Raw genomic sequence first — 25053 nt, forward strand, 5'->3', positions numbered from 1 at the left:
GGCTCAGACCCGCCAGCGCAACACGCGCGTCTCGATCGCCGCGATCACGGCACTGACGCAAACCCCCAATACCGACAAGATCACCACGCCCGCGAACAGACGTTCAAGATCGTAAAGGCTGCCAGCTTCAAGGATATATGCCCCGATGCCATATTCCGCGCCCAGCATTTCAGCGGCCACAAGCAGGATAATCGCAATTGCCAAGGAAATCCGCAGCCCCGACAGGATGCCCGGCATCGCCCCTGGCAGAACGATTTTCCGCACGATCGACCACCATGACAGGCCAAAACTTTGCCCCATCCGGATCAGCCCGCGGTCCACGTTGTCCACCGCCGCATAGGTCGCCACGACCGTGGGCGTAAACGTCCCAAAGGCGATCAGCGCGTATTTACTGCCCTCGTCAATGCCGAACCAGATCACGAACAGCGGCAGCAGCGCGATCTTGGGGATCGGAAACAGCGCCGCAACGAGGGGCACCAGCCCTGCACGCACATAGCTGAACAACCCGATCATAACGCCCACGCCCACGCCAACCAAAGCGCCAAGGGTCGCCCCCACGGCCAGCCGGCTCAGCGACGGGGCAAGATGTTTATACAGCATTCCCGATTGCCATAGCTCGACAAAGGTCATCGCCACATCCGACGGGCGCGGCAAGGTAAGGTTCGTGATAAACCCACTGCGCGTTCCCCATTCAGCAAAGAGGATCAGCAGGACAAAGACCAGAATACCCATGCCCCGCCGCTGTTTCGGAGCGAACCCGCCCCCGCGAAAATCGACGCGGCGGCTGGTTGTGTGTGCTGTGTCAGACATGAATGAGCTCCGCATCGGCGGCAGCGGCTTCTTCGCGCATCAGCCCCCACAAATGTTGTTGTTGTGCCTCAAGGGCGGCGTCGCCATAGGCGCGCTCTGCCAACGGGGTGGTCAGATCAACCACCTCGCGGATTTGTCCGGGACGGCGCGACAGGACGACGATCTTATGCCCCAGACGCACGGCCTCTGCCAGATTGTGCGTGACATAGACGGCGGTGAATGGCTGGCGTGTCCACAGGCTGATCAGATCGTCCATCAGCAGCTCGCGCGTCTGGCTGTCCAGCGCGCTGAGCGGTTCGTCCATCAACATCACCGCAGGGTTCACCGCCAAGGCGCGTGCAATGGCCACCCGCTGTTTCATCCCGCCAGAAAGCTGTTTGGGCAGGGCATCGGCAAATTCGGTCAGCTTGGTGCGCGCCAGCACATCGTCGATGATCCGCGCCCGCGCGGCGGCGTCCAGCCCGTGATCCTCGAGCACCAGCGCCACATTGCCGCGCACGCTGCGCCATGGCAGCAACGCGAAATCCTGAAATACATAGGTCAGCGGGTTCAGACAGCCAGCAGGCGGTGTGCCCAGTTGCAGTACCTCGCCCGACGCCGGCTGCTCCAGCCCGCCCAGCATCCGCAACAGGGTCGACTTGCCACAGCCCGAAGGCCCGACGATGCAGACAATCTGCCCCGACGGTATATCAAGGTTGATGTCGCGCAGCACTTCGGTCTCGCCATAGGTATGGCTGACGTTCGCTAACCTAAGATCCATGAGAAACGTCCTGAAATATAAAAGGCCGGGCAAAGGCTGCCCGACCTTACGTTGGTGAAGGCGACGCGATCAGGCGCCGATGGTGTCGACGAACGACGTGTCGATCAGTGTCTCAAGCGTGATATCCGCATCCACGAGACCTTCGAACTGGAACCAATTAAGCTGGTCGCGCACCGATGCCACGTTCAACGCGGCACCTTCGTTCAGACGCATGGTGCCGTTGACGATGCCCGGTGTCGCGGCCTCTAGCGTCTTGTCGGTATAGACATAGTTGTGGATCAGCTTGACCATCTCGGCCACACCTTCAGCGCCGGCGGTCTGTTCGATCATCGCCGCGTTGTAGTCGGCAGCCCCCTTGGCATAGGCCGCAAGGTAATCCTGCGTTTGCTGCTTTTCGTCGGTCGCATTCTTGGTCGAGGTAAAGACCGTGGTGACCTGATAGTCGGGCAGATAATCGGACACGTTCCCGATGATATGCACCGCGCCCGACCCCGCCAGAGGCTTGGCGATATGCGGCACGATCGACCAGGCATCAATTTGGCCGGTTTTCAGCGCGCCGATGATGGCTCCCACCTTCTGCAACGGCTTGAACGACAGGTCGATCCCCTCGGCCTGCGCCATCTTCGAGCCCATATAATGGAACGACGATCCTGCCGTGGTCATGCCAAAGCTCTTCCCGTCCAGCATCGCCGGCGCCGTCACACCCGCCTGATAGGCCGCGTCCGAGGCTAGAAACTTCTGCCCATCGATGCCCTTTTCCTCGGACAGCGCACCGCCGATCACCTTGATCGCGCCCTTGTCCGCGAGGGACACCAACCCGCCCGAGATCGCGGTCACGGCATAATCGACATCCCCGCTGGCGATCGCCACGGCCATCGGCTGCGCCGCCTGAAAGAACTTGATCTCTACGTCCAGACCCGCCTGCTTGAAATACTCGCGCTGATACGCCACGAATGTGCCTGAATGGCTGGTAAAGCGCAGCGCACCCAACGTGATCTTTTTACCTTGCGCAATGGCCGGCGCGGCCAGCCCGACGGCAGCGGCAGCACCCATGGTGGCCAGTGTCTGGCGGCGGTTGAATGTGGTCATGCTATCCTCCCCTTGGATTTGCGCGCACAATGGGTCGTGGCAAGACGGTGTGTCAAGCACCCGTCCCCCGAAAACTATCCTCAAGAACGAACCGTCACCACACGCGGCACCCAGCCTCGCCAGCTTCCAAATGGTCTTAAATCCTCGCCGAAGGCTCCCCAGATTGCCTCCGACAGCGACAGTGCCTATATGGGCGCAAAGGGTGCTCCTGCCCGTCCTCTCTACAAAAGGCCCGATCCCATGACCTTCGACCGTTCGATCAAAATCGCCCCGTCTATCCTTGCCGCCGACTTTGCCAATTTCGGAGCCGAGTGCGAAGCCATCGAGGCGCAGGGCGCTGACTGGGTACATGTCGATGTGATGGACGGGCATTTCGTCCCGAACATCAGCTTTGGCCCGACCACCTGCGCCGCGATCCGGCCCCATATCAAGGGCGTAATGGACGTACACCTGATGATCGAACCCGTTGATCCCTATATCGATGCGTTTGCCAAGGCCGGTGCCGATGTGATCACCGCCCACGTAGAGGCCGGCCCCCACATCCACCGCACGCTGCAAGCGATCCGGGGCGCGGGTGCCAAGGCCGGTGTCGCGCTGAACCCCGGCACGCCTGCCTCTGCAGTAGAGCACCTGTTGGACGTCGCCGATCTGGTCTGTGTGATGACAGTGAACCCGGGTTTTGGCGGACAAAAATTCATCGACATGAGCGACAAGATCCGCACCCTGCGCGCGATGATCGGCGACCGTCCGGTGCATATCGAAATCGACGGCGGCGTTGATGTGAACACTGCGTCCAGCGTGGCGCAAGCAGGGGCCGATGTGCTGGTCGCAGGCTCCGCCGTGTTCCGTGGCGGGTCTGTCAGCAACCCCGCCCCCTACGGCGAAAACATCCGCGCCATCCGCGCCGCGGCCGAGGGCGTTTACGTCTAAGCATCAGCGCAGACCAGCCATGACCGAGAAAGGCCGGCCCCCGCACGGGGACCGGCCTTTCTCTATTGGGTATCGCAAAGGTACTTAGGCAAGCTGGTCCTTGAACGTCTCGATCAGCTTGTGCTTGAGAATCTTGCCCGTAGGTGCTGCGGGCAGTGACGTCCCGATGATGAACTGGCTGGGGCGTTTATAACCGGTCAGCCGCTCTTTGACGAAGGCCTTGAGGTCTTGCGGGTCCAGCGTGTCGCCCTCGGCAATCTGAACAAAAGCCAGGACCTCTTCGTCATTGCCGGTGGACCGGCCGACCACAGCGGCCTGAATAACCTGCGGATGATCGTTAATCGCGGCCTCGACTTCGGGCGGATAGACGTTGAACCCGCCGTGAATGATCAGCTCTTTCGAGCGCCCCAGAATATGCAGGTGGCCGTGTTCGTCAAAGGACCCCAGATCGCCAGTGCGGAGCCAGCCGTCAGCACTCAGGACTTTGGCCGTCTCTGTCGGGTTCTTGTAGTAGCCCTTCATCACATGGCCCCCGCGGGTCAGGACCTCGCCCTTGCCGTTGCTGCCGCCCTCGACTGTATCGTCGATCTTGGTCTCGACGCCGGGCAACGAAGGCCCGACCGAAATATCAGGCGATCCCAGCGGGTTGCTGGTGGCCGAGATACCAGCCGTGGATTCCGTCATGCCATAGCCATTCTGGATCGCGACGCCATAGAACCCTTCGGCCTTGCGCTTCCACGTGGGGTCAAGCGGTGCCGCCCCCGACGACACATAGCGCAGCGTTTCGGAGTTCAGCTGCGTCAGCCCTTGCTCCTTAGTGTATTGCATCAACAGCGCATGCATCTGTGGCACAGCGGATAGGAAATTCACCCCCGTTGTGAGGGCCGTGTAGAGTTTTCCGGCCGAGAAACGCGCCTCGAGCCGGATTTCGGCTCCGGCACAGCAAGATGCGGTCATGACCGAGCACAGGCCAAAGACGTGGGTCAGCGGCAGCACCCCATACACCACATCGCCCGGATTGATCCCGCGCAGTTTTGCCGACGCCTTGCCGCCAAAGCGCACGTTGTCATGGGTCAGCATCACACCTTTGGGATCGCCTGTGGTGCCGGTCGTATACAGCAGCACGGCCACATCGCTTAGTTCATCATCGGGGTTGCTTGCGATCGGCGTCGCCAGATGCATCGTGCCGAAGGCACCGGTGATTTCTGCGGCATTCAGGGTTTCGGCGTGGACGGTTGCATCGATTGAAGCATGGCAGGTCAGCACCACCGCAGCCGGTGCTGCATGGTCGATGATCCGCTGGATTTCGCCCGCACTTTGCCGTGCATTGACAGGGATAATGACGGCACCCGCTTTCCATGTGCCAAACACCGTCGCCACGGCGGCGGCACAGTTTTCCGACAGCATCAGGACGCGGTCATTGGGCTGCACACCGGCATCCTTGAGCGCCTGCGCGATGTCGTCGCTTGCCTTGTCGAAATTCTTGTACGTCCAGCGTACCCCTGTGCTGTCGCTCAGCGCGGGCGCGTCCCCGCGTGCGGCCACTTGATCCGCCAGAAATTGCTCTACACGTACCATAATATTCTCTGCCTCCCCGCAGTCAGTCAGAACCCGGTCAGCGCGTCTGGCTGCGGGTTGGGTCAATAGATCGGTGGCTGAGGCTCAGCCGCCGTAATTCGGTGTGCGCTTTTCCAAGAAAGCGGCGATGCCTTCGGCGGCCTCATCAGCGCCGGTGGCGTGAGCCATCGCATCACATTCTGCGTCAAGCTGGTCAGCCTCGGACACGTCATAGCCCTGCGCGACCAAGCCGCGGATCACCCCTTGGGCATCGCGGGGTCCTGCGGCCAAACGATCGGCCAGCGCCATAGCAGCATCAAACGCGCCGCCTTTTTCGGTAACGACATTCACCACGCCCAGATCATGCATCCGCTCTACCGTCACGGGCTGCGCCAGCAGACACATCTCCATGGCGAGCTGCCGTGGCAAGGCACGGGCAAGCGAGGCGGTCAGCCCCCCGTCAGGCACCAGACCCGCCTTGACGTAGGCGGCGGTGAACTTGGCACCGGCAGCGGCAACGATCAAATCGCAGGCCAGCGCGAAAGACAGCCCCGCGCCCGCGGCACCACCTTCGACGGCGGCGATGACAGGCACCGGACAGGACCGGATCGCGCGGATCAAGCTGTGCAATTCGTTGATCTTGCCGCGGCGTTCATCTTTGGGCATGTCGCGGCGCGCGATCAGAACGTTCAGATCGCCCCCTGCGCAAAAGAAATCCCCTTCGGAGGTCAGGATCACGGCACGGATACGCGGCTCGGCGGCCATTTCAATCGCTTGGCCGATGCAAGCGTAAAGCTCGGGCGACAGGGCACCCCGCTTATGCGCGTTTCCGTTCCAGATGACGATCCGGTCACCCTTGTCTTCGATCCGAGCGCTCATTTCAGTTTCTCCTGTGGGACGCGCTTGAACACGCCTGTGGATGTCGCAATGACCGTGCCGTCTTCGTGGACGAGTTCAGCGTCGATATACAGCAGGCTGCGGCCACCGCCCTTGATCGTTCCGGTCGCGGTCACGCGACCCGGCATACCAGCGGCCAGAAACTGCGTCGTCAGCGAAATCGTGAGGAACGGGTGCTGGCCCGTGGGGTCCACGCTGAGCGATCCGGTCATACCACAGGCGTTATCCAGCAATGTGGCGGCAATACCGCCATGAAGAACCCCATGGCGGTTAAAGTGCTGCGGACCCAGATCGAGAAAGCAGCGCCCGTGGGCCTTGTCGGATATATCCACGACATATCCGACAAGGGTTTGGGTGCCGGTCTCGTTCCGGATCAGCTGGCTTTCATCAAGCTGCTGCAAGGGCAATGAAACGCTCCAGATGGTGGTCTGTGTCCCCAAAGCGGTGATCGGCCATGATGATACGCTTGGCGATATGAGCCAGTTCGTATTCTTGGGTCATGGCGATACCACCGTGCATCTGGATACTGTCTTCGGCAACCAGACGGCCCGCGCGGCCCAGCAGGTTCTTGGCGGCAGAGATATGTGTCTCGCGCGCTTTGTAATCGGCGTCGAGGTGGCCAGCCGCAACGATCACGGCGGAACGCGCCTGTTCCATCTCGATCAGCAGATCGGACATCCGGTGCGCAAGCGCCTGGAACGTGCCGATGGGCTTGCCGAACTGTTTGCGGGTCATCAGGTATTCGCGGGTCAGGCGGGTTGCCGTTTCCATTGCGCCCAGTGTTTCCGCACAGATCGCGACATTGGCCGCTGCGACGCGGGCCTCAATGGCCTTGAACGCCTTACCGGCTTCACCCAGACGGGCAGAGGCAGGCACGGACACATCATCCAGCGTGACTTCGGCGGCACGGCCACCGGCCAGCAGCGCATAGCCTTGCAGCGTGATACCCTTGGCGTCCGCCGGAACGAGGAACAACGAAATACCGTCTTCGTCGCCCGCATCGCCGCTTTCGCGGGCAGAGACGATGAGCATGTCGGCGTTTTCTGCGTTGACCACAACAGCCTTGCGACCGTTCAGCACCACGTTGTCGCCATCGACCTTGGCCGTAGACGTGACCTGGTTCAGGTCATAGCGGCTGGTGGGTTCACCGTGGGCAAAGGCCACCTGCAGCGTGCCTCCGATCAGCTCTTCGATGTGGGCCTGCTGGTCGTCGTTGCCCAAATCGGCAATCAGACCGCCGCCCAGAATGGCGGTATCAAGGAAAGGTTCGACCACGCCTGCGCGGCCCAGTTCCTCGAACACAACTGCGATGTCGAAACCAGCGCCGCCAAAGCCGCCCTGATCTTCAGTGAACAGTGCGCCAATGACACCCAGTTCGGCCAGACCGTTCCAGATATCCGCGGAAAAACCGGAGTCGCTCTCGAGGATTTTGTTACGCGTTGCCGTGTCGTATTTGTCGCGCAGGAAACGGCGCAGGCTGTCTTGCAGCATTTGGCGTTCTTCTGTCAGGTCGAAGTTCATGCTCCGCCTCCCATCGTTGTTTTGGCAATGATCTGGCGCTGGATTTCGTTCGAGCCGCCAAAGATCGACAGTTTACGGTTGTTGAAATATTGCGCGGCGACGGGGCCGGCATTCAACGGATCAGGCAGGGCCAGGTTTGACCCTTCGATCGCTTCGGATGCGAATGGCATCGCATAGGCACCAGCGGCACGACGCGCGAGATCGTTGATCTCTTGACGGATGATCGTACCTTTGACTTTCAGCATGGACGATTCAACACCCGGTGCCGCGCCCGCTGCCGCCTTGGAGACGATGCGCAGGTTTGTCGTGCTCATCGCCATCAGGTCGATCTCGACCTGTGCGACGCGCGCCGCAAAGTGCGGGTTCTGCATCAAGGGTTTGCCGCCGGACATCTCGGCTTTGGCGATACGTTTGACCGCGGTCAGACCCGCTTGCGAGAAACCGACGCCCGCAATGTTGGTGCGTTCGTGGGTCAGCAGGTACTTGGCGTAGGTCCAGCCTTCGTTCTCTTTGCCGACAAGGTTTTCAACCGGTACTTTCACGTCCGAGAACCAGACCTCGTTCACCTCATGGGTGCCGTCGAGCAGGATAATCGGGCGCACTTCGACACCGGGGGTGTCCATGTCGATCAGCAGGAAGGAGATACCCTCTTGCTGCTTCACCGTCTTGTCGGTGCGCACGAGGCAGAAGATCATATTCGCGTGCTGACCCAGCGTGGTCCAGGTCTTCTGGCCATTGACGATGTAGTGCGTGCCTTCGTCGTTCAGAACCGCTTCGGTCTTGAGCGAGGCAAGGTCGGAACCGGCACCCGGCTCGGAATAGCCCTGACACCACCAGTCTTCACCCGCCAAGAGGCGCGGCAGCCAGTAATCGTTCTGCTCTTGCGAGCCGAATTTCTGCAGCACGGGTGCCAGCATCGACAGGCCAAAGGGTACAATGCGCGGCGCATAGGCGGCGGCGGCTTCTTCTTCGAAGATGTGACGCTGAACCGCGTTCCATTCCGCACCACCAAATTTCTTGGGCCAGTTCGGGGCCAGCCAGCCTTGGGCGTTCAGGATCGCATGCCACTGTTCCTGACCGTCTTTACCAAGCTCTTCACCCTTGCGGATTTTGTCGCTCATTTCCTTGGGGAGCTTTTCCTCTAGAAAGGCCCGCACTTCGGCGCGGAAAGCCTTTTCTTCGTCGCTATAGCTCAGATCCATTTGTCTTCCTCCGGTTTATATTGTCGGGCATTGCGCCCTTGTCATTTACTTTGCGGCTTGTTTGTTCAGGTCATCAAAGGTGCGACCCTCTGCGACCAGCTGTTTCAGCAGCGGCGCGGGTTCCCAGAACCAAGCGTCTTCCTTGGCGTAGCCTTCGATATCGGCCAGCAGCGCGGGCAGGCCTTGCAGGTCGGCCCATTTCATCGGCCCGCCCCAATAGCGCGGGAAGCCGTAGCCAAAGAGCAGGACCATATCCACGTCCAAGGGCCGCTTTGCGATGCCCTCGCCCACGACCTTTGCCGCCTCGTTGACCATCGCGGCCATATAGCGGCGTACGATTTCTGCGTCGGTAAAGTCACGCGGGGTGATGCCGCGTTCGGCGCGTTCGGCGGCGATCAGTTCGGACACCTCGGGGTTCGGCACCCCGCCGCGCGATCCGGCCTCATAGATGTAGAAACCTTTGCCGGTCTTCTGGCCAAAGTTGCCGGCTTCGCAGATCTTGTCGGGGTATGTCGGTACGCGTTCGGCAGGGTGGCGCGTCGCCGCCTTGCGCTTTCGTGTGGCCCAGCCGATGTCGAGACCGGCCAGATCGCCCACGGCAAACGGGCCCATGGCAAAGCCGAAGTCGACCAGCGCCTTGTCGATCTGGTATGGCGACGCGCCATCCAACACCATATGATCGGCCGCAGTGCGGTAAGTGGCCAGAATACGGTTGCCGATAAAGCCGTCGCAAACACCAGCGCGTACTGAAATCTTGTTCAGCGCCTTACCAAGAGCAAAGCCCGTGGCGACCACATCGGGGGCGGTCTTTTCGGCGACCACCACTTCGAGCAGCTTCATGATATGCGCGGGCGAAAAGAAGTGCAGCCCGATCACATCCGCAGGGCGCGAGGTGCTGGCCGCGATCTCGTCCACATCCAGATAGGACGTGTTGGACGCCAGAATTGCACCCGGTTTGCACACGGCGTCGAGCTTGCCGAACACGTCTTTCTTGACGCCCATGTCCTCGAACACCGCTTCGATCACCAGATCGACCGAGGCGAGGCTGTCATAGTTGATCGACACCTCAAGCGCGGTGTTGGTCATCGCATCGTATTTCATTTGGGTGATCTTGCCGCGCTTCAGCGCGCCGGAAAGATTGCCCGCGATGCGACCGCGTGCGGCCTCTGCGGCATCTTCCTTCATCTCGATCAGCACGACGTTGAAGTCTGCCAACAGCGCCGCCGTGGCGATGCCTGCGCCCATGGTGCCACCGCCGATGATGCCGATGGATTGCAACGCCCGTGGCTCGACGCCTTTCAGTTCCGGCAGGTTGCCTACCGCACGCTCAGAGAAGAACGCGTGGATCATGCCCTGACGCTGGTCTGTCTCCATCAGCCCCATGAAAATCTTGCGCTCGGCCAGCATGCCTTCGTCAAAGGGCAGCTCTGCCGCGGCTTGAACCGCACGAACCGCTTGCGCCGGAGAGATTTGCCCGCGACCTTTTTTCAGCGTCCCGCCATAGGCCGCATCCCAGTCGATCGGCGCGGGTGCGGCCATCTCGCTGACGGGGCGGCGCGGTGCGTTGGTGGCGATCAGGTTCTCGGCGTAGGCGACGCCCACATCCTCGGGGTCGCCCTCGGTGACCTGATCGATGATGCCAAGGCTTTCGGCTTCGGCCGCTTTGACCTGACGGCCCGAGGTGATCAGATCAAGCGACGGATCCACCCCGATCAGGCGGGGTAAACGCTGGGTCGCACCGGCACCGGGGATCAGGCCCAGATGTACCTCGGGCAGACCCACTTTGGCCGACGGCTGCGCCACACGGTAATGCGTCGATAGCGCGATCTCGAGCCCACCGCCCAACGACACACCATGCATGGAGGCGACAACGATCAACGGAGAATCCTCGATCCGTTTGCACACATCCGGCAGGAAAGGTTCAAGCGGCGTTTTACCGAATTCGGTGATATCCGCACCGGCGATAAAGGCACGGCCCTCCCCGACGATAACCACGGCTTTAACGCCTTCGTCCGCTTCAGCCTGTGCCATGCCGGCAACCAGACCTTCACGAACAGCATGGGACAACGCGTTGACCGGGGGGTTCTTGATCCGCAGTACGGCCACGTCGCCTTTGCGGGTATATCCAATCTTGTCAGTCATTTAGCATATTCCTTGGTCTAGTCTTGTTTCAGTCGCGGCGGCTCAGCGCAGGCGTGCGCCCGGTGCGCTGTTCAAGCGCGCGCACCAGTTCACGTAAGGCGGGGCCCACCTCTTGCACGATACGGGAATCGGGCAAATCATGAGGCATGGCTCCGGCGGTGAACGATACCGGCTCGCCGAACTCTTCGGCAAAATAGGGGACACTTACGGCGTTGATTGTTCTGGCATATCGCGTGCCTTCCATCGCGTAAACGAACCCTTGTTCTATCAATTGCGAATATCCCTCCGCCCGGAACCTTCGCATATCCGCTTCGGGCGTCAACTGCTCAAAGCGCTCTTCACTAAGTGACGCCACGACGGCCATGCCCGAAGACGATCCGAACACGGGAATCCTGTGCCCCGGCTCCAGCCAGATGGTCGACCCATTCTGCGGGCGCCAAGTGCGCACCAGCATCATCTTTTCGTCGTCGCGTACGGCCACCAGCAACAATGTGCCCGTCTCATCGGCAAGCTGCTGCATCGCATCAGACACCAGATCCAGAAAGTTGACCGCCACCGACGCGACAGAACCAAGGGCGATGGCCGACGGCCCCAGACGAAAGCGGTCATTGCGCCCGCCGTGGCTAAGATAGCCCAGTTCGCACAGGGTATAGGTCAACCGCGATACGGTGGGTTTCGGCAGCCCAGTGCGATCTGCAATCTGTGCGTGGGTCAGCCCGCTGTCACTGGCGCGAAAGGCCCGCAATATAGCAAGCCCCCGCGCCAGAGTGTTGGCAAATTTCCGATCTGTGGTATCGCCACTCATCGCGCCGCCATAGGAATAAGCAACGAGATCATCGGGAAGGACATGATCAGCACCAGCACGATCACATCAACGCTCAGGAAGCGCGTGATACCAGCAAAGATCTTGTCGATCGGAGCCTCCTTGCCCACCACATTAGCGATGACAAAGACGTTCAGGCCGACAGGCGGCGTGATCAGCCCGATTTCCAGCAGCTTGATCACCACAACACCGAACCAGATCAGGTTCATGTCATAGCTTTCTACCAGCGGAATCATCAGTGGCAGGGTCAGAACCATGATGCCAATCGGATCAAGGAACATGCCAAGCAGCAGATAAATCGCCGCAATCGCCAGCAGCAGGACCACAACGGACAGCTCGGCCTCGGCCACGACATTCACGATCATCGGGGCGACGTTGGTCAGGGCGATAAAGGCCACAAAAATCTTGGCCCCCGCCGCGATAAAGAAGATCGCCGCGGTCTGTATGCAGGTTTCTTTCACCGCGTCCCAGAGGCCCTGCAAGGTCAGCTTGCGCTGCGCAAAACCGATCAGCGTCGCCGCGACCACACATACAGCCGCCGCTTCGGTTGCGGTAAAGATGCCGCCGTAGATGCCGCCGATGATCAGCACGAACAGCATCACCGCAGGCCAGCTTTCCGCAGCTGCAGCGAACCGTTCCTTGGTGGAATAGCGCGTCGCTGTGGACGGAGCGATTTCAGGCGAGCGCCAGACCCAGACGGCAATCACAAGGATAAAGCCTGCCAGCGTCAGCAAGCCCGGCAGAACACCCGCGAGGAACAGCGACGAGATAGAGGTCTCGGTAAAGATACCGTAGATGATGAACAGAACAGACGGCGGGATCAGCGACCCCAGCGTGCCCCCTGCGGCGACCGACGCGGTGGCAAGCCGGGGGTCATAGCCCATGCGCAACATCTCGGGCGTGCAGATTTTCCCCATGGTCGAGGCGCAGGCAATAGAGCTGCCGGTAATCGCCGAGAATCCGCCACACCCCATGACGCTTGCCATCGCAACACCGCCGGGCAGGCGCGTCAGCCAAACCTTGGCCGCGTGGTAGATCTTGGTCGTGATGTCGGCGCGATAGGCGATGTGCCCAAGGGCCACGAACAGCGGGATCATCGATAGATCGTAGGAGTGTATCAGGTCAAAGGAGTTCGAGAACACCATCGACGTTGTCGCGCGAATGGCACGTTCTGGCATAAATGTGCCGGTGCGGAACGCGAAGATAAAGAAGGTGGCGATGGTGGCCACACTGGCCAGAGCAAACGCAATCGGCACCCTAAGCGCCAGCAGGATTAACACTGCGGCAAAGGCGATCAGGCCAATGGTTGACGCGTCCATTACAGCACCTCTTTTTCAGCAACGAGTTCGATTGTGTGGTTTTCTTCGTCCGAGACAGTACCGCCGGACAGGATCGTGCGAACATCGCGGATCGCCAGTTCGGCCAGACGCAGCCAGCAGGCCGCGATACCGACCACAAACAACAGACGTCCGGGCCATTTTGGCAGGTTCAGGTCGCCGTAGAAAAAGCTGCCTTTTTCCCAAACGCTCAGGAATTCGCGGCCACCGGCATAGATCAGACCGCCCAAGGCGATCATCCCCATGACCGACCCCAGCACGATAAGCCAGGACCGCAGCTTGGGCCCGAACCGGTCGGACACAAAGGCCACGCTAACGTGCGCGCGGTTGGCAGTTGCTGCCGCAAGGGGCAGGAGGATGGCCGCGACCATCAGCTCCCGCACCAAAGTAACGCTGTCGGGTACGCTAGATGCGAAGACGGCGCGCGCGACCACGTTGGACGTGATCAAGATCCCCAGCAGGATGACCGCAGCCGCGCCCAACCCCAACAGGATTTTCTCAAGTGGTACCAACATGGTCCCTGCTCCTCCCAAAGCTAATGCTTAGTTGTTGTCAGCTGCCCAAGGGTAACCGTTCTCATCGCGCTCTTTCGTGTACTTCGCGATCAGCGCCTTGTAGTCTTCCAGCAACTGCTCGCCCGGCAGGCCGGTGCGGTTGGCTGTCTCGACCCACTCGGCCAGATACTTTTCGCCGCCGGCGACCAGCTTGGCACGCTCTTCTTCGGGCAATTCCAGAACTTCGACACCTTGCTCTTTCATCGCGGCAATGGCGTTGTCGTTCGCGGTTGTGATCATGCGGCCGAATTCATCGGACAGATCAGCACCGGTTTCCAAAAGCACGCCTTGCTGATCTTCGGACAGCGCATCGAACATGTCTTTGTTCATGAAGATGCCGACGCCGCCAACCTGGCCCCAGTTCAGCAGGGTGTAGTTGTCCATGACTTCGGCCTGCTTCAGCGCTGCAACGGCGTAGGAATACCCTTGGCTACAGTCGATCAGCCCAGTGTCGAGCCCTTGGTACGCGTCATAGATCGACATGTTGACCATGTTCGCGCCTTCGTCGCCAAAGACCTTACCGTAGGCCCCTGTACCACGTACTTTTTTGCCCGCGATATCGGCAACCGAACGGATCGCGTCGCCTTTACAACCGATGTTCACCTGGCTGGTGGTCCATGTCCCGATGTAGACAAGGTCCTTGTCTGCCAAGTTGTCCGCAATCGCTGGGTTCGAACGCATCAGCTCGTCCGTGGCGCGCATACCGACCCAGGCATCGGGGTTGTTTACGGGCAGATCAGCGATGCCATAGGCGGCCATTTCTTGCGGGTAATAGACAGCGATCACAGACCCCATGTCAGCCACACCGTCACCGATAGACTGTACGGCAGCGTTCGCTTTGAACAGCGCGCCGCCCCACTGGATGTCCAGACGCAGATCGTTTTCCGACCGCTCGGCCACTTGGTCTGCGAACCACTGCAAGGCGTCTGCGCGGGCACCGCGATTCGGGCCTGCTTCGCCGTGGATCAGGACGGTTTCGGCACCGGCAACGGAGGCTGCAACGCTCATTGCGGCTGCGAAGGATAGGTTTTTCAAAAAGGACATGTAATTCCCTCCCAAGAATTGTTTTACCATGCGAAACATCGTTTCACTATGTCTCGGACGCACACTAGGGAGGGGACTTGGAACACGCAAGAGAAACTTAAAACGGCACCGGAATACCGGTGCCGACGATAATTTGTATAAGACTTACATATACTTAAGTCACATCAAGACATTTCACGGCGGTACATAAAGCAGCGCCCGGCGACCGCTTCGGGCGGCAAAGCGATTTCGATCAAATTGTCGAAATACATCCTATCGCTCGACACCATCACGCCGCCTACGGCCAATAAAGGCTCGATCAGAGGCGAAAGAACACGCGCAAAAGCATCGTTTTTCGCGAGGTTATGACCGCCGAGGTCCGCGTGAATCAGTGCGGCATTTGGTCCGAACCGGTTTAACGCGGCCGGCAGGGTTTCATGCACATCGCCCAAAATCAGCTGATGATCTTCGGGGGTGCTATCAGGATTCGATGCAACCGCGCGTTCAAACACAAAGATATCGCGGTTGGGCATCGTTTCGCGGATATGATGAAACGTCCGTCCGTTGCCCAACCCCAGTTCGAACACCGGCCCTGTCAGTGTTTGCGTCAACGCGGCGGCATGATCGATACACGCACGCTGCGACACCATACGGTCGATAAAAATATCCAGGCGGCTCATCGCGGTTCTCCTTCGGGTTGGGTCGTACTGATGCAACATGGGGACGCAGCCCCCCTTTGTGTACCGATGACGCTTGGTTTTTACGCTGCCCCCTAGACGCCTAGGCGTTTATCGGCTTCACTCGGTTGGTAATTTTCGCTTTGATGCGCTTGGGATGACCATGGCCCCCCTTCTTGAAGTAAATGATCTGTCGATCGGTTTCGGTGCCGGCCCGCCCGTCGTTGATCGCGTCAGCTTTGCGCTGAACGCAGGCGAGACCCTTGCACTGGTGGGCGAAAGCGGGTCGGGCAAAACGTTGTCATGCCGGTCTGTACTACGTTTGCTGCCGGATGCAGCTCAGATGCGCGGCGGCTCGATCCGATTTAACGGAGCCGAAGGCCCCGTCGATCTTCTGGCGCTCCCCGAGAAACAGATGCGCGCCATTCGGGGCGACCGCATTTCAATGATCTTTCAGGAACCGATGCGGTCCTTGTCGCCCTTGCACCGTATTGGTGACCAAGTCGCCGAGGTGCTGCGTCTACATCGCGACATGGGGCGCGGTGCGGCCAAACGCGCGGTTTTGCAGCAGTTCGAAAAGGTCGGCTTTGCCGATCCAATGCGCGCCTGGAAAAGCTATCCGTTCGAGATGTCAGGCGGGATGCGCCAACGTGCGATGATCGCCATGGCCATGGTCGCCAAGCCCGAGCTGCTGATCGCGGATGAACCGACGACGGCACTGGATGTGACGACGCAGGCGCAGGTGCTCGGGCTGATCCGGTCGCTACAGGCTGAAACCGGCATGGGCGTCATCCTTGTGACCCACGATCTGGGCGTCGTGGCAAATATGGCGCAAAAAGTCGTCGTGATGCACAAGGGGCGCGTGATGGAACGGGGCGATGCACAGGATGTGCTGGGCAGCCCTGCCCACCCCTACACCGCCAAGCTGTTCGCCGCCGCCCCGATGATCCCGGCCGTGGCCGCCCCTGCCCCTGCATCTGAGACACCCGCCGACGACGTGATCCTTGAACTGCGCAATGTATCCAAGACCTATACCATGCGGGCGGGCGGCTGGCGCAAGCCGGTGGCCGTATCCGCCTGCCAGCACGTTGACCTACAGCTGCCCCGTGGCAAGACGCTCGCGATTGTTGGCGAAAGTGGGTCGGGCAAGACCACCTGCGCCCGCATCGCGATGGGGGCCGAACGCCCCGATGCTGGCGGCGAGGTGCTGTTTCGCCCTGCCCCCGCTGCCCCGCCGCTGGCCGTTCATGACCTGTCGCCCGCCGAGCGGAAAGCGTTTCAACGGCAGGCGCAGATGGTGTTCCAGGACCCGTATTCATCGCTCAGCCCGCGTATGCGCGTGCAGCAAGCCCTGACCGAACCGATGGAGGTGCACAACATCGGCACCGCCCGCGACCGCCGCGAAAAGGCGGCCGAAATGCTGCGGTGGGTCGGATTGAACCCTGATATGCTTAGCCGTTTCCCGCACGCGTTTTCAGGCGGCCAGCGCCAGCGGCTGTCCATTGCCCGCGCGCTGACGCTCGACCCGAAGCTGCTGATCTGCGACGAACCCACCTCGGCGCTGGATGTGTCGGTGCAAGAGCAGATCCTGACCCTGCTCGAAGACATCCGCGACCGTGCCAACCTAAGCTATCTATTCATCAGCCACGATCTGGCTGTCGTTGCCCGCATCGCGGACGAGGTTGCGGTCATGCGCGCTGGCGTTATCGTCGAACAGGCCCCGCCCGACACGTTGTTCTACAACCCGCAACACCCCTACACCCGCGCCCTGATCGCGGCACAGCCCGAACCCGACATCAGTCGCCCGATTGACCTTGATCTGGTCGCCAAGGGGGCGGGCTCTCCCACGCTCTGGCCCGAACAGTTCCGCTTTGAAGGCCATCACGCGCCCGCCCTGCGCGAGCTTGAGCCCGGCCATAAGGTACGTTGTCATGCGTAAGCTCTTCCTTGCCCTCGCCGCGACCCTCGCCTTTGCCCCCCTTGCCGCACATAGCAACGGCCCCGTGCTGCAAGAAAGTAGCTTTTGGGCGCAAGAGGTCAACGCCGGCAGCCTGCCCCACGTTCAAGACCGTATCCCGTCAGAACCGCTGGTCGTCGATCTCGAAGCCAAGGGCCGCAGCTTTGGTCGTCAGGGCGGTACACTCCGCACGCTGATCTCGCGGACCAAGGATGTGCGGCAGATGGTCGTCTACGGCTACGCGCGGTTGGTCGGGTACCAGTCTGATTACACGCTCGCCCCCGATATCCTTGCCCGCGTGGACGTAGAAGAAGGCCGTAAATTCACGCTGCATCTGCGCCCCGGTCACCGCTGGTCGGACGGCGTACCCTTTACCTCGGCTGATTTCAAATACTGGTGGGAAAATGTCGCCAACGACCCTGACATCACCCCCAGCGGGCCGCCTGATTTCATGATCGTGGACAACCGGCTGGGCAAGGTCACTTTTCCCGACGCGCAAACGGTCGTGTTTGAATGGCAGATCCCCAATCCGAATTTCCTACCGCTGCTGGCACAGGCCAGCCCGCCGTTCATCTATCGGCCCGCCCACTATCTGTCACAGTTCCACGTGAAGTTCGCCGACCCTGACGCGCTGATCGAAAAGGTCAAATCCGCGCGAGTCAAAAGCTGGGCAGCGCTGCACAACAAACGCGACAACATGTACAAGTTCGACAATCCCGCGCAGCCAACGCTACAGCCGTGGATCAATACGTCGGATACGGACAGCTCGCGCAAACTGTTCGTGCGTAACCCCTATTTCCACCGCATCGACAGCCGCGGCGTGCAACTGCCCTATATCGACGTGGTGCAGATGACCGTCGTCGGCGGCGGGCTGATCGCGGCCAAGGCCAATGCGGGCGAGGTCGACCTGCAGGCACGCGGGCTCGATTTTCCGGATGTGGCGATCCTCAAAAAGGGAGAGGTCGACGGCGGCAAATACCGCACCTTGCTGTGGGCCAATGGTGCCGCCAGCCAGATCGCGATTTATCCCAACCTGAACTTCGCCGACCCTGTCTGGCGCGACGTGATGCGCGACGTTCGCTTTCGCCGGGCCCTCAGCCTTGGCATCGATCGGCGGATGATCAACCGCGCCTTATACTTTGGTCTCGCCAGCGAAGGCGGCATGTCCGCCCTGTCGCAAAGCGCGCTTTACAACGACGATAATACGCATTCGTGGTCGATGATGAACCTCGCCCACGCCAACGCGCTGCTGGATGATATGGGCCTGACCGACCGCACCCCCGCTGGCCTGCGCCAGTTGCCCGATGGCCGCCCGATGGAATTCGTGATCGAAACCGCCGGCGAACGCAGTGAGGAAGAAAACGCGCTGGCGATCATCGCGGACACATGGCGTGATCTGGGCATCCGCCTGATCATGCGCCCGCTGGACCGCGACATCCTGCGCAACCGGATCTATGCGGGGCGGACCATGGCGTCGGTGTGGTACGGCTGGGACAACGGGCTTCCGGGGCCGTCGACCTCTCCGTCCTATCTGGCGCCCACCAATCAGGAATTCTTTGCCTGGCCGATGTGGGGACAATACTACCAAACAGTCGGACAGGCCGGGTCGCCCCCCGATATGCAGCCCGCGAAACGGCTGATGCTGCTGGCGAATGACTGGAACCACACCGACGACCCACAGATGCGCGAAGACATCTGGAAGCGGATGCTCGCCATCCACGCCGAACAGCAATTCGCCATCGGCTTGCTGGCCGAGGCCCCGCAACCCGTCGTCGTCTCGAACGATCTGATGAATGTACCGGAGCATGGGATCTGGGCCTTTGATCCCGGCGCGCATTTCGGCATTCACCGCATCGATGAATTCTACTTCCAAGACCCCCATGTGCAGGTAAGCCGATGATCTTCCTCAGATACGCCGTGTGGCGTTTCATCACCATGCTGCTGACCCTCTGGGTGGTCTCCCTACTGGTCTTCGTCATCATCAACCTGCCGCCCGGCGATTATCTGTCGAACCAGATCGCCGAACTGCGCGCCACGGGTCAGGCCGAAGGCGTCGCCAAGGCCGAGTTTCTGCGCCACGAATACGCGCTGGATGAACCGATCTGGAAACAATACCTGATCTGGGTCGGCATGGTGCCGGGGCCACAGGGGTTCGCCGGCTTGATCCAGGGCAATTTCGGCTGGTCGTTCGAATTCGATCGCCCCGTAGGCGAAATCGTCGGCGATGCGCTGTGGATGACGGTGCTGGTCAATCTCGCCGCCGTGTTGTTTGTCTATCTCATCGCCTTGCCGCTTGGGGTGCTCGCCGCCGCCAAATCCGAGACTTGGGTCGATTATACCGCCGGCTTTCTGGGCTACCTCGGGCTCGCGACACCGAACTTCCTGTTGGCGCTGATCCTGTTTTATTATGGCCATAAATACTTTGACCTGCCGATTGGCGGGCTTATGGCCCCCGAGCTTGAGGGCCAGCCCATGTCATGGGAAAAAGTACGCTCCGTCCTGCTGCACCTGATCGTCCCGACCTTTGTGATCGGCACCGCCGGTGCCGCCGCAATGATGCAGCGATTACGGGCGAATATGCTCGACGAGCTTGATAAACCCTATGTGGAAACCGCCAAGGCCAAGGGCATGGGCCCCGCACGGCTGCTGTCGAAATACCCGTTGCGCGTGGCCTTCAACCCCTTTGTCGCCGATATCGGGAACCTGCTGCCTGCTATGGTATCGGGCTCCGTGCTGGTATCGGTGGTGCTGGGCCTGCAAACCATCGGGCCCTATCTGCTGGTCGCACTAAAGTCCCAAGACCAGTTCCTCGCGGCGTTCATCCTGATGTTCGTAGCCCTGCTGACGCTGATCGGCACGATGATCTCTGACATGCTGCTGGTCCTGCTTGATCCGCGCATCCGTTACGGGGCACGCAGCTCATGAGCATCCAGCCTGACAACCGCTTTGTCGACACAACCCCCTGGACCGACGACGGCGATCTTTCCGCGCTTGAGCGGGCCGAGATGGACGCCTCTGTCACACGGCTCATGTGGCGCAAGTTCCGGCGGCACAAGCTGGCGCTGGTATCCGGGCTGTTTCTGGCCTTCTGCTATCTGATCTTGCCAGTGGCGGGGTTCATCGCGCCCTACACACCAAACGAGCGCAATGCCGAACACATCTACGCGCCACCGCAAAGCATCAACCTTTGGCACGAGGGCAGTTTCATCGGCCCCTTTGTATACGAGACGACGGGCACTGCGGATCTGGTGAATTTCCGCTGGGTCTACGACACCGATACCAGCAACCCGCGCAAGATTGAGTATTTTTGTAAGGGTGAAACCTACCACCTCTTTGCGCTCATCCCCAGCGACACCCACCTGTTTTGCGCCCCTGACGGCGCGACGGTGTTTCTCTGGGGCTCGGATCGGTTGGGGCGCGATGTGTTCAGCCGCATCCTCTATGGTGCGCAGCTTTCTTTGACGGTGGGGTTGATCGGCATCACGGTCAGTTTTGTGCTGGGTATCTTCTTTGGATCTTTGGCCGGTTACTTCGGCGGCAAGACCGACTGGCTGGTCAACCGCGCGATCGAGATTTTGCGGTCACTACCAGAACTCCCGCTCTGGCTGGCGCTTTCGGCGGCGGTGCCGTCGAACTGGGGGCCGGTGTCGGTGTTCTTTATCATCTCGATCATCCTCGGCATTCTGGATTGGCCCGGGCTGGCGCGGGCGGTGCGGTCAAAATTCCTGAGCCTGCGTGAAGAGGAATACGTCAAAGCGGCCGAGATGATGGGCGCGTCCCCGGCGCGGGTGATCCGCAAACACCTGTTGCCGAATTTCATGTCGCATCTGATCGCCAGCGCGACCCTATCGATCCCGGCAATGATCCTTGGGGAAACCGCGCTTAGCTTTCTGGGGCTCGGTCTTCGCGCGCCCGCCGTCAGCTGGGGCGTCATGCTGAATGACGCGCAAAATCTGGCGAGCATCGAAATCTACTGGTGGACCGCTATTCCCATGCTGCCGATCATTGTCGTGGTGCTGGCGTTCAACTTCTTGGGCGATGGTCTGCGCGCAAGTCTTGATCCGTATAAATCCTGACCCACCGGGGCCTTCAGTTCCAAATGGTCTAAATCCCGGGGGGTGCGGGGGGCTGGCCCCCCGCTGCGCTGGCTTAATACCAGTCGCCCATTTTGACTTCGATCCCTTCGCCGACCATGGCGGCAAAGGCGGCGGGGTCTTGCGTGCCATCATCGCGCCCGCGGTAGTGATAGGGGTAGACGAACGCGGGTTTGAACGTCGACACTGCCGCTGCAGCCGAGGTCGCGTCCATGGTAAACGGCAGGTTCATACAAACAAACGCCAGATCGATATCCTCTAGCGCCAGCATCTCCGGCGTCGCTTCTGTATCGCCGGAAATATAGACACGGAAGTCGGCGAGGTTCACGATGTAGCCGTTGTCGCGGCCTTGCGGGTGGAACTGCTTGCGCTCTTCGGTGGTGTTATAGGCAGGGATCGCCTCGATTGATACTTCGTTGAACATCGCGTTCTCGCCGTTGGCCAGCGCGTTCGCCTTGGCTTTAAGCGCGGCGGGCAGCATGTCGAATACGGCAGGGTTGGTAATGATCTGCGTGTTGTCACCAACGATACCGGCCAGCGTTTCGGCATTGTAGTGATCCCCGTGCTCGTGGGTGATCAGGATCAGATCGGGCGTGGCAAAATCACTGTAGTTCGCAACATCGCCCACGGGATCGCAATAGATCACACCGGCTGGTGTCTCCATCACGAAGGACGCGTGGTCGACGGGGTGAACTTTGACTTCGCCACCACTGACGGGGAACATGTTGCCGCCGTGGGCTGCGGCTTGTGCGGCATAGGGCAGTAGCGTCACAACACCGGCTGTAGCAGCTGTGGTCGCGAGGAATTGGCGTCTGGACTGTTTCATAGGAACTCTCCTGTTGCAGATGCCTAGATGCTAGCGCCAGCGGAGCCCGTTTCAATGTCACAACTGCGTCAAAGGCGACTAACGGTCGTCCTCGCTTTGCACGGGGCTTGCTTCTGCCTCTTCTTCCATCGATGCCTGTGCTGCGGCGGTCACCGCGTTGCGTTCCTCATCGCTAAGGTCCTGCACCTTTCCATCTGCCAGACGCACGGTGACTTCGCGGTGGGCAAAACGGATGCCTTCGCGTTCGAACAGGGCGCGGATTTCCTCGTAGACCTTCTTGCGCACCAGCCATTGATCCCCCGGTTTGGTCATAAACTTGACCCGGATAATCATCGCAGAGTCCTGCATTTCGATGACGCCCTGCGATTTGAGCGGCTGGATAAAGTTATCTCCGATTACCGGATCATCCAGCAGTTCGATGCCGAGCTTTTTGATCAGCTTGCGAACCCGTTCGACATCCGTGTCATAGGTCACACGCAAGGGCAGCTTCATGATCACCCAGTCACGGCTATAATTCGTCATTACCTGTAGCTCGCCAAAGGGGATAGTATGTAATGCACCCAGATGGTGGCGCAGCTGGAACGACCGAACCGAAATTTTTTCGACCGTGCCCTTCACCCCGCCCACGTCGAGGTATTCGCCCTTGCGAAAAGCGTCATCGAACAGAAAGAATGCACCGGCAAAGATATCGCGCACCAGCGCCTGACTGCCAAAGCCGACAGCAACACCGACGATCCCCGCGCCCGCAAACAACGGGCCGACGTTGATCCCGAATTCCATCAACACGATCAGAGCAATGGTCACGATCAGGACGATCAGGACAAAGTTGCGAAACAGCGGCAGCAGCGTGGCCAACCGGCTGGCTGAGGACGCCCCGCTGCCTTCGTCTCCCAGCTCTGCCTCGGGCTGGTCGGCGGTTTCGGCCTCGATCTTGCTGTCGATCCAGATGCGGAAGGCGTGATAGACGACGTAGCCGATAAACAAAATTACCATCACGTCGAGCAGCTTGTCCGCGTGGCTTTCGACCATTACGGTGGCTTCGGTGTCCCAAATATAGAAAAACGCGTAAGCCCCACTGACAAAAGCGAGGATACCGGCCACCCGCCGGGCCAAACTCTCGAAGCTGGTCAGGCTCTGACGCGATGTCAATGCGGCCTGTTCAGCGGCAGCATCTAGCGCATTCGTGCCATCCGCGCCCGTGATATCTGCGGCTATCGCATCGCCATCGTCCGGCAAAATACCGGCCTGTTTCTCGCGGCGCAGCGCATTCAGGCGCCGCATCATCCGCGCGCGTGCAAAGCCGCGTTCAATGGCATAGTTGATCACGCCGTAGACTACGATGATCGACACCAAGATACCGTAAGCCCCCGCGATAAGCGGCACAGAGCTAGGGTTTTCAAGCACCAGATCATAGGTCAGTTCGACCCAGGCGAAAAGCGCATAGGCCACCACCAGCGGGGCCCAGGCCCGCGACATGAAGCGCCCAACCGCGCTACATTCCGAGGCGGGTTTGCCCTGCCGAAGCGCGTTTGAAATGGCCCGCCGGTTGACCCAGATCATCAGGATATTCGCGACCACAATTGCCGCTGACATCAGCGACGCAATGAACGCGTAGACGTCGTAGTTCAGTCCCAGCTCTCCGATCCATATCCCGAACAGGATCGCGCAAGTGTCTAGGCTGGCCATTATCCACAGCCAGCGATGCAGGCGTTTGGCATCGCGGTCGCTGAACACCGGAATGCGGTATTGCATCAGGAACGGCGACAGGATCATCCGCCACAGCCCTGCCGCCACGCGACAGACAAAATAGCCGATGTTGATCAACGTCGCAGTGAACTGGATCGCGGTATCTTCAAGTGGGCCGAACAACAACGCCCCGAGGACATAGGCGACCAGCATCGACACCAGCACGCCGATGATACCCATAAAAAAGCGAAACACCAGGAACGGCATCGTTTTCGGCATAGCCGACGGGGGCCTCCTGAACCTTGGCGGTAACAAACCTGCGCGCGATCCGTTTGCCAAAAACCTCTACCTCGACCACGACCCCGACAGCAAAAAGCGCGAGCGCAATCAGAAGCGTCTTACCAAAGGCCCACAGCGTGCCATCCGGGCTAGCGGCGCGCAGGATATAGACGACCTCGTTGATCGCGTCGGGCAATTGCACGATGCGCTTGATCAAAGCGGTGCGGAACTGGTTGCCCCGTTCCTGCAGATGCATCAGCGGCGAGGCGTCAGTTGCCAGCGCGTCCTCTGGCTGGGCACCCTCGCCGGTTCGGGCGGGCGCAGGCTGGTTCAGCAGCCCGCCTGCGCTGTCGACGACCACCACGCTCACGCCGCTTTCGGCAGCCTGTCTGATGACCTCTTGCAGCCGTACGGCGTCGGTATCTGTGTCGCTGGCGGCTTTTTCTTGCGCTTTTGGCAAAAGGGATAGAACCCCTTGCGCCATTGATGCGTTAGCTAGGGGTATGAACCAAAGCGACATGAGCAGGGTGAAGATAAAATGCCGCATAAGTCCTCGCTCGTGATGTGGGAGAGCAGGAGTAGAACGCTATGCGACCCCCGTTACCATTGCAATATGAACCCCGCGGCCCCACCTAGTTCCCCTGACAATGAACCGCGAAGGAAGACGACCATGACAGGCGCCGCAGCTTCTGGTGGGCTTGCCCCGTTCAAATGCCGGCTTTCGCAGCCCACTCAGGGTCGACGATGGCGGAAGGTGCTGAAATGCATGACATGTTCGCCAGAGATGCCTAAGGTATTTTCACTGGCCTGTTCGGCCGGCAGACCATGGTGATGTGAGTGTATTCGGTTTCTGGGTGCATCGGGCGGGACGGGTTCACCTGCCTTCGAC

At 60.3% G+C, this 25053-nt stretch carries 20 protein-coding genes and 1 pseudogene; 5 read left to right on the top strand and 16 right to left on the bottom strand.

Translation table 11 applies throughout. The features are described 5' to 3' along the window. Positions 1-3: 3 nt before the first annotated feature. The 3 genes from GLP52_RS08910 to GLP52_RS08920 form a co-directional block, all read right to left on the bottom strand. Entirely contained in the window at positions 4-810 is an 807-nt protein-coding gene (locus tag GLP52_RS08910) for an ABC transporter permease (protein ID WP_208596057.1), read from the bottom strand. Beyond that, positions 803-1570, bottom strand: a complete 768-nt coding sequence (locus GLP52_RS08915) for an ABC transporter ATP-binding protein (RefSeq protein WP_237272203.1) — start codon at positions 1568-1570, stop codon at positions 803-805. The genes GLP52_RS08910 and GLP52_RS08915 overlap by 8 nt, the downstream gene beginning before the upstream one ends. A gap of 69 nt (positions 1571-1639) precedes the next feature. Next, positions 1640-2659 (bottom strand): ABC transporter substrate-binding protein, encoded by a 1020-nt coding sequence (locus GLP52_RS08920; RefSeq protein ID WP_237272204.1) that lies wholly within the window; start codon positions 2657-2659, stop codon positions 1640-1642. 240 nt (positions 2660-2899) lie between these two features. On the opposite strand from GLP52_RS08920, the gene rpe reads away from it, so the two are divergent. Then, positions 2900-3589: a ribulose-phosphate 3-epimerase gene (gene rpe, locus GLP52_RS08925; protein WP_093733450.1), complete on the top strand. Its 690-nt coding sequence runs from the start codon at positions 2900-2902 to the stop codon at positions 3587-3589. 84 nt (positions 3590-3673) lie between these two features. On the opposite strand, the gene GLP52_RS08930 is transcribed toward rpe, so the two are convergent. The 11 genes from GLP52_RS08930 to GLP52_RS08980 form a co-directional block, all read right to left on the bottom strand. Next, on the bottom strand, positions 3674-5167 hold the full coding sequence (locus GLP52_RS08930; RefSeq protein WP_093733449.1) for a class I adenylate-forming enzyme family protein: 1494 nt from the start codon (positions 5165-5167) through the stop codon (positions 3674-3676). A gap of 84 nt (positions 5168-5251) precedes the next feature. Then, positions 5252-6025, bottom strand: a complete 774-nt coding sequence (locus tag GLP52_RS08935; RefSeq protein ID WP_237272205.1) for an oxepin-CoA hydrolase, alternative type — start codon at positions 6023-6025, stop codon at positions 5252-5254. Continuing rightward, on the bottom strand, positions 6022-6450 hold the full coding sequence (locus GLP52_RS08940) for a PaaI family thioesterase (protein WP_093733447.1): 429 nt from the start codon (positions 6448-6450) through the stop codon (positions 6022-6024). Before GLP52_RS08940 ends, GLP52_RS08935 begins: the two co-directional genes overlap by 4 nt. Next, a complete protein-coding gene (locus GLP52_RS08945) occupies positions 6431-7564 on the bottom strand; it encodes an acyl-CoA dehydrogenase family protein (RefSeq protein ID WP_093733446.1) in 1134 nt (377 codons plus the stop codon). Before GLP52_RS08945 ends, GLP52_RS08940 begins: the two co-directional genes overlap by 20 nt. Continuing rightward, on the bottom strand, positions 7561-8766 hold the full coding sequence (locus tag GLP52_RS08950; RefSeq protein ID WP_093733445.1) for an acyl-CoA dehydrogenase family protein: 1206 nt from the start codon (positions 8764-8766) through the stop codon (positions 7561-7563). The genes GLP52_RS08945 and GLP52_RS08950 overlap by 4 nt, the downstream gene beginning before the upstream one ends. Before the next feature lie 45 nt (positions 8767-8811). Then, positions 8812-10908, bottom strand: a complete 2097-nt coding sequence (locus tag GLP52_RS08955; RefSeq protein ID WP_237272207.1) for a 3-hydroxyacyl-CoA dehydrogenase NAD-binding domain-containing protein — start codon at positions 10906-10908, stop codon at positions 8812-8814. Positions 10909-10936: 28 nt separating this feature from the next. Next, positions 10937-11713: an IclR family transcriptional regulator gene (locus GLP52_RS08960; RefSeq protein WP_093733443.1), complete on the bottom strand. Its 777-nt coding sequence runs from the start codon at positions 11711-11713 to the stop codon at positions 10937-10939. Further along, on the bottom strand, positions 11710-13050 hold the full coding sequence (locus tag GLP52_RS08965; RefSeq protein ID WP_093733442.1) for a TRAP transporter large permease: 1341 nt from the start codon (positions 13048-13050) through the stop codon (positions 11710-11712). Before GLP52_RS08965 ends, GLP52_RS08960 begins: the two co-directional genes overlap by 4 nt. Further along, on the bottom strand, positions 13050-13583 hold the full coding sequence (locus tag GLP52_RS08970) for a TRAP transporter small permease (RefSeq protein WP_093733441.1): 534 nt from the start codon (positions 13581-13583) through the stop codon (positions 13050-13052). Before GLP52_RS08970 ends, GLP52_RS08965 begins: the two co-directional genes overlap by 1 nt. Positions 13584-13610: 27 nt before the next feature. Beyond that, a complete protein-coding gene (locus GLP52_RS08975; RefSeq protein ID WP_237272208.1) occupies positions 13611-14666 on the bottom strand; it encodes a C4-dicarboxylate TRAP transporter substrate-binding protein in 1056 nt (351 codons plus the stop codon). A 164-nt stretch (positions 14667-14830) separates the two neighbouring features. Then, positions 14831-15325 carry a class I SAM-dependent methyltransferase gene (locus GLP52_RS08980; protein WP_093733440.1) on the bottom strand — a complete coding sequence of 165 codons (495 nt, stop codon included), beginning with the start codon at positions 15323-15325 and terminating at the stop codon, positions 14831-14833. Positions 15326-15485: 160 nt separating this feature from the next. On the opposite strand from GLP52_RS08980, the gene GLP52_RS08985 reads away from it, so the two are divergent. The 4 genes from GLP52_RS08985 to GLP52_RS09000 are packed head-to-tail and all read left to right on the top strand — an operon-like array spanning position 15486 to position 21355. Beyond that, the gene (locus GLP52_RS08985) at positions 15486-17261 is read left to right on the top strand and encodes an ABC transporter ATP-binding protein (protein WP_237272209.1); all 1776 of its coding nucleotides are present in this window, start codon (positions 15486-15488) and stop codon (positions 17259-17261) included. Then, positions 17254-19179 carry an ABC transporter substrate-binding protein gene (locus tag GLP52_RS08990; RefSeq protein ID WP_237273511.1) on the top strand — a complete coding sequence of 642 codons (1926 nt, stop codon included), beginning with the start codon at positions 17254-17256 and terminating at the stop codon, positions 19177-19179. Before GLP52_RS08985 ends, GLP52_RS08990 begins: the two co-directional genes overlap by 8 nt. Further along, complete coding sequence (locus GLP52_RS08995) at positions 19176-20204, top strand: ABC transporter permease (RefSeq protein ID WP_005851921.1); 1029 nt, start codon at positions 19176-19178, stop codon at positions 20202-20204. Before GLP52_RS08990 ends, GLP52_RS08995 begins: the two co-directional genes overlap by 4 nt. Then, on the top strand, positions 20201-21355 hold the full coding sequence (locus GLP52_RS09000; RefSeq protein WP_093733437.1) for an ABC transporter permease: 1155 nt from the start codon (positions 20201-20203) through the stop codon (positions 21353-21355). The genes GLP52_RS08995 and GLP52_RS09000 overlap by 4 nt, the downstream gene beginning before the upstream one ends. A gap of 73 nt (positions 21356-21428) precedes the next feature. Here the strand turns inward: GLP52_RS09000 and GLP52_RS09005 are convergent, their stop codons facing one another. Beyond that, complete coding sequence (locus tag GLP52_RS09005) at positions 21429-22199, bottom strand: MBL fold metallo-hydrolase (RefSeq protein WP_093733436.1); 771 nt, start codon at positions 22197-22199, stop codon at positions 21429-21431. Between the two features lie 78 nt (positions 22200-22277). Further along, a pseudogene (locus tag GLP52_RS09010) lies at positions 22278-24711 on the bottom strand (mechanosensitive ion channel family protein). Positions 24712-25053 lie beyond the last annotated feature (342 nt).

Source organism: Sulfitobacter sp. M22 (assembly GCF_021736025.1).
GTDB lineage: Bacteria > Pseudomonadota > Alphaproteobacteria > Rhodobacterales > Rhodobacteraceae > Sulfitobacter > Sulfitobacter litoralis.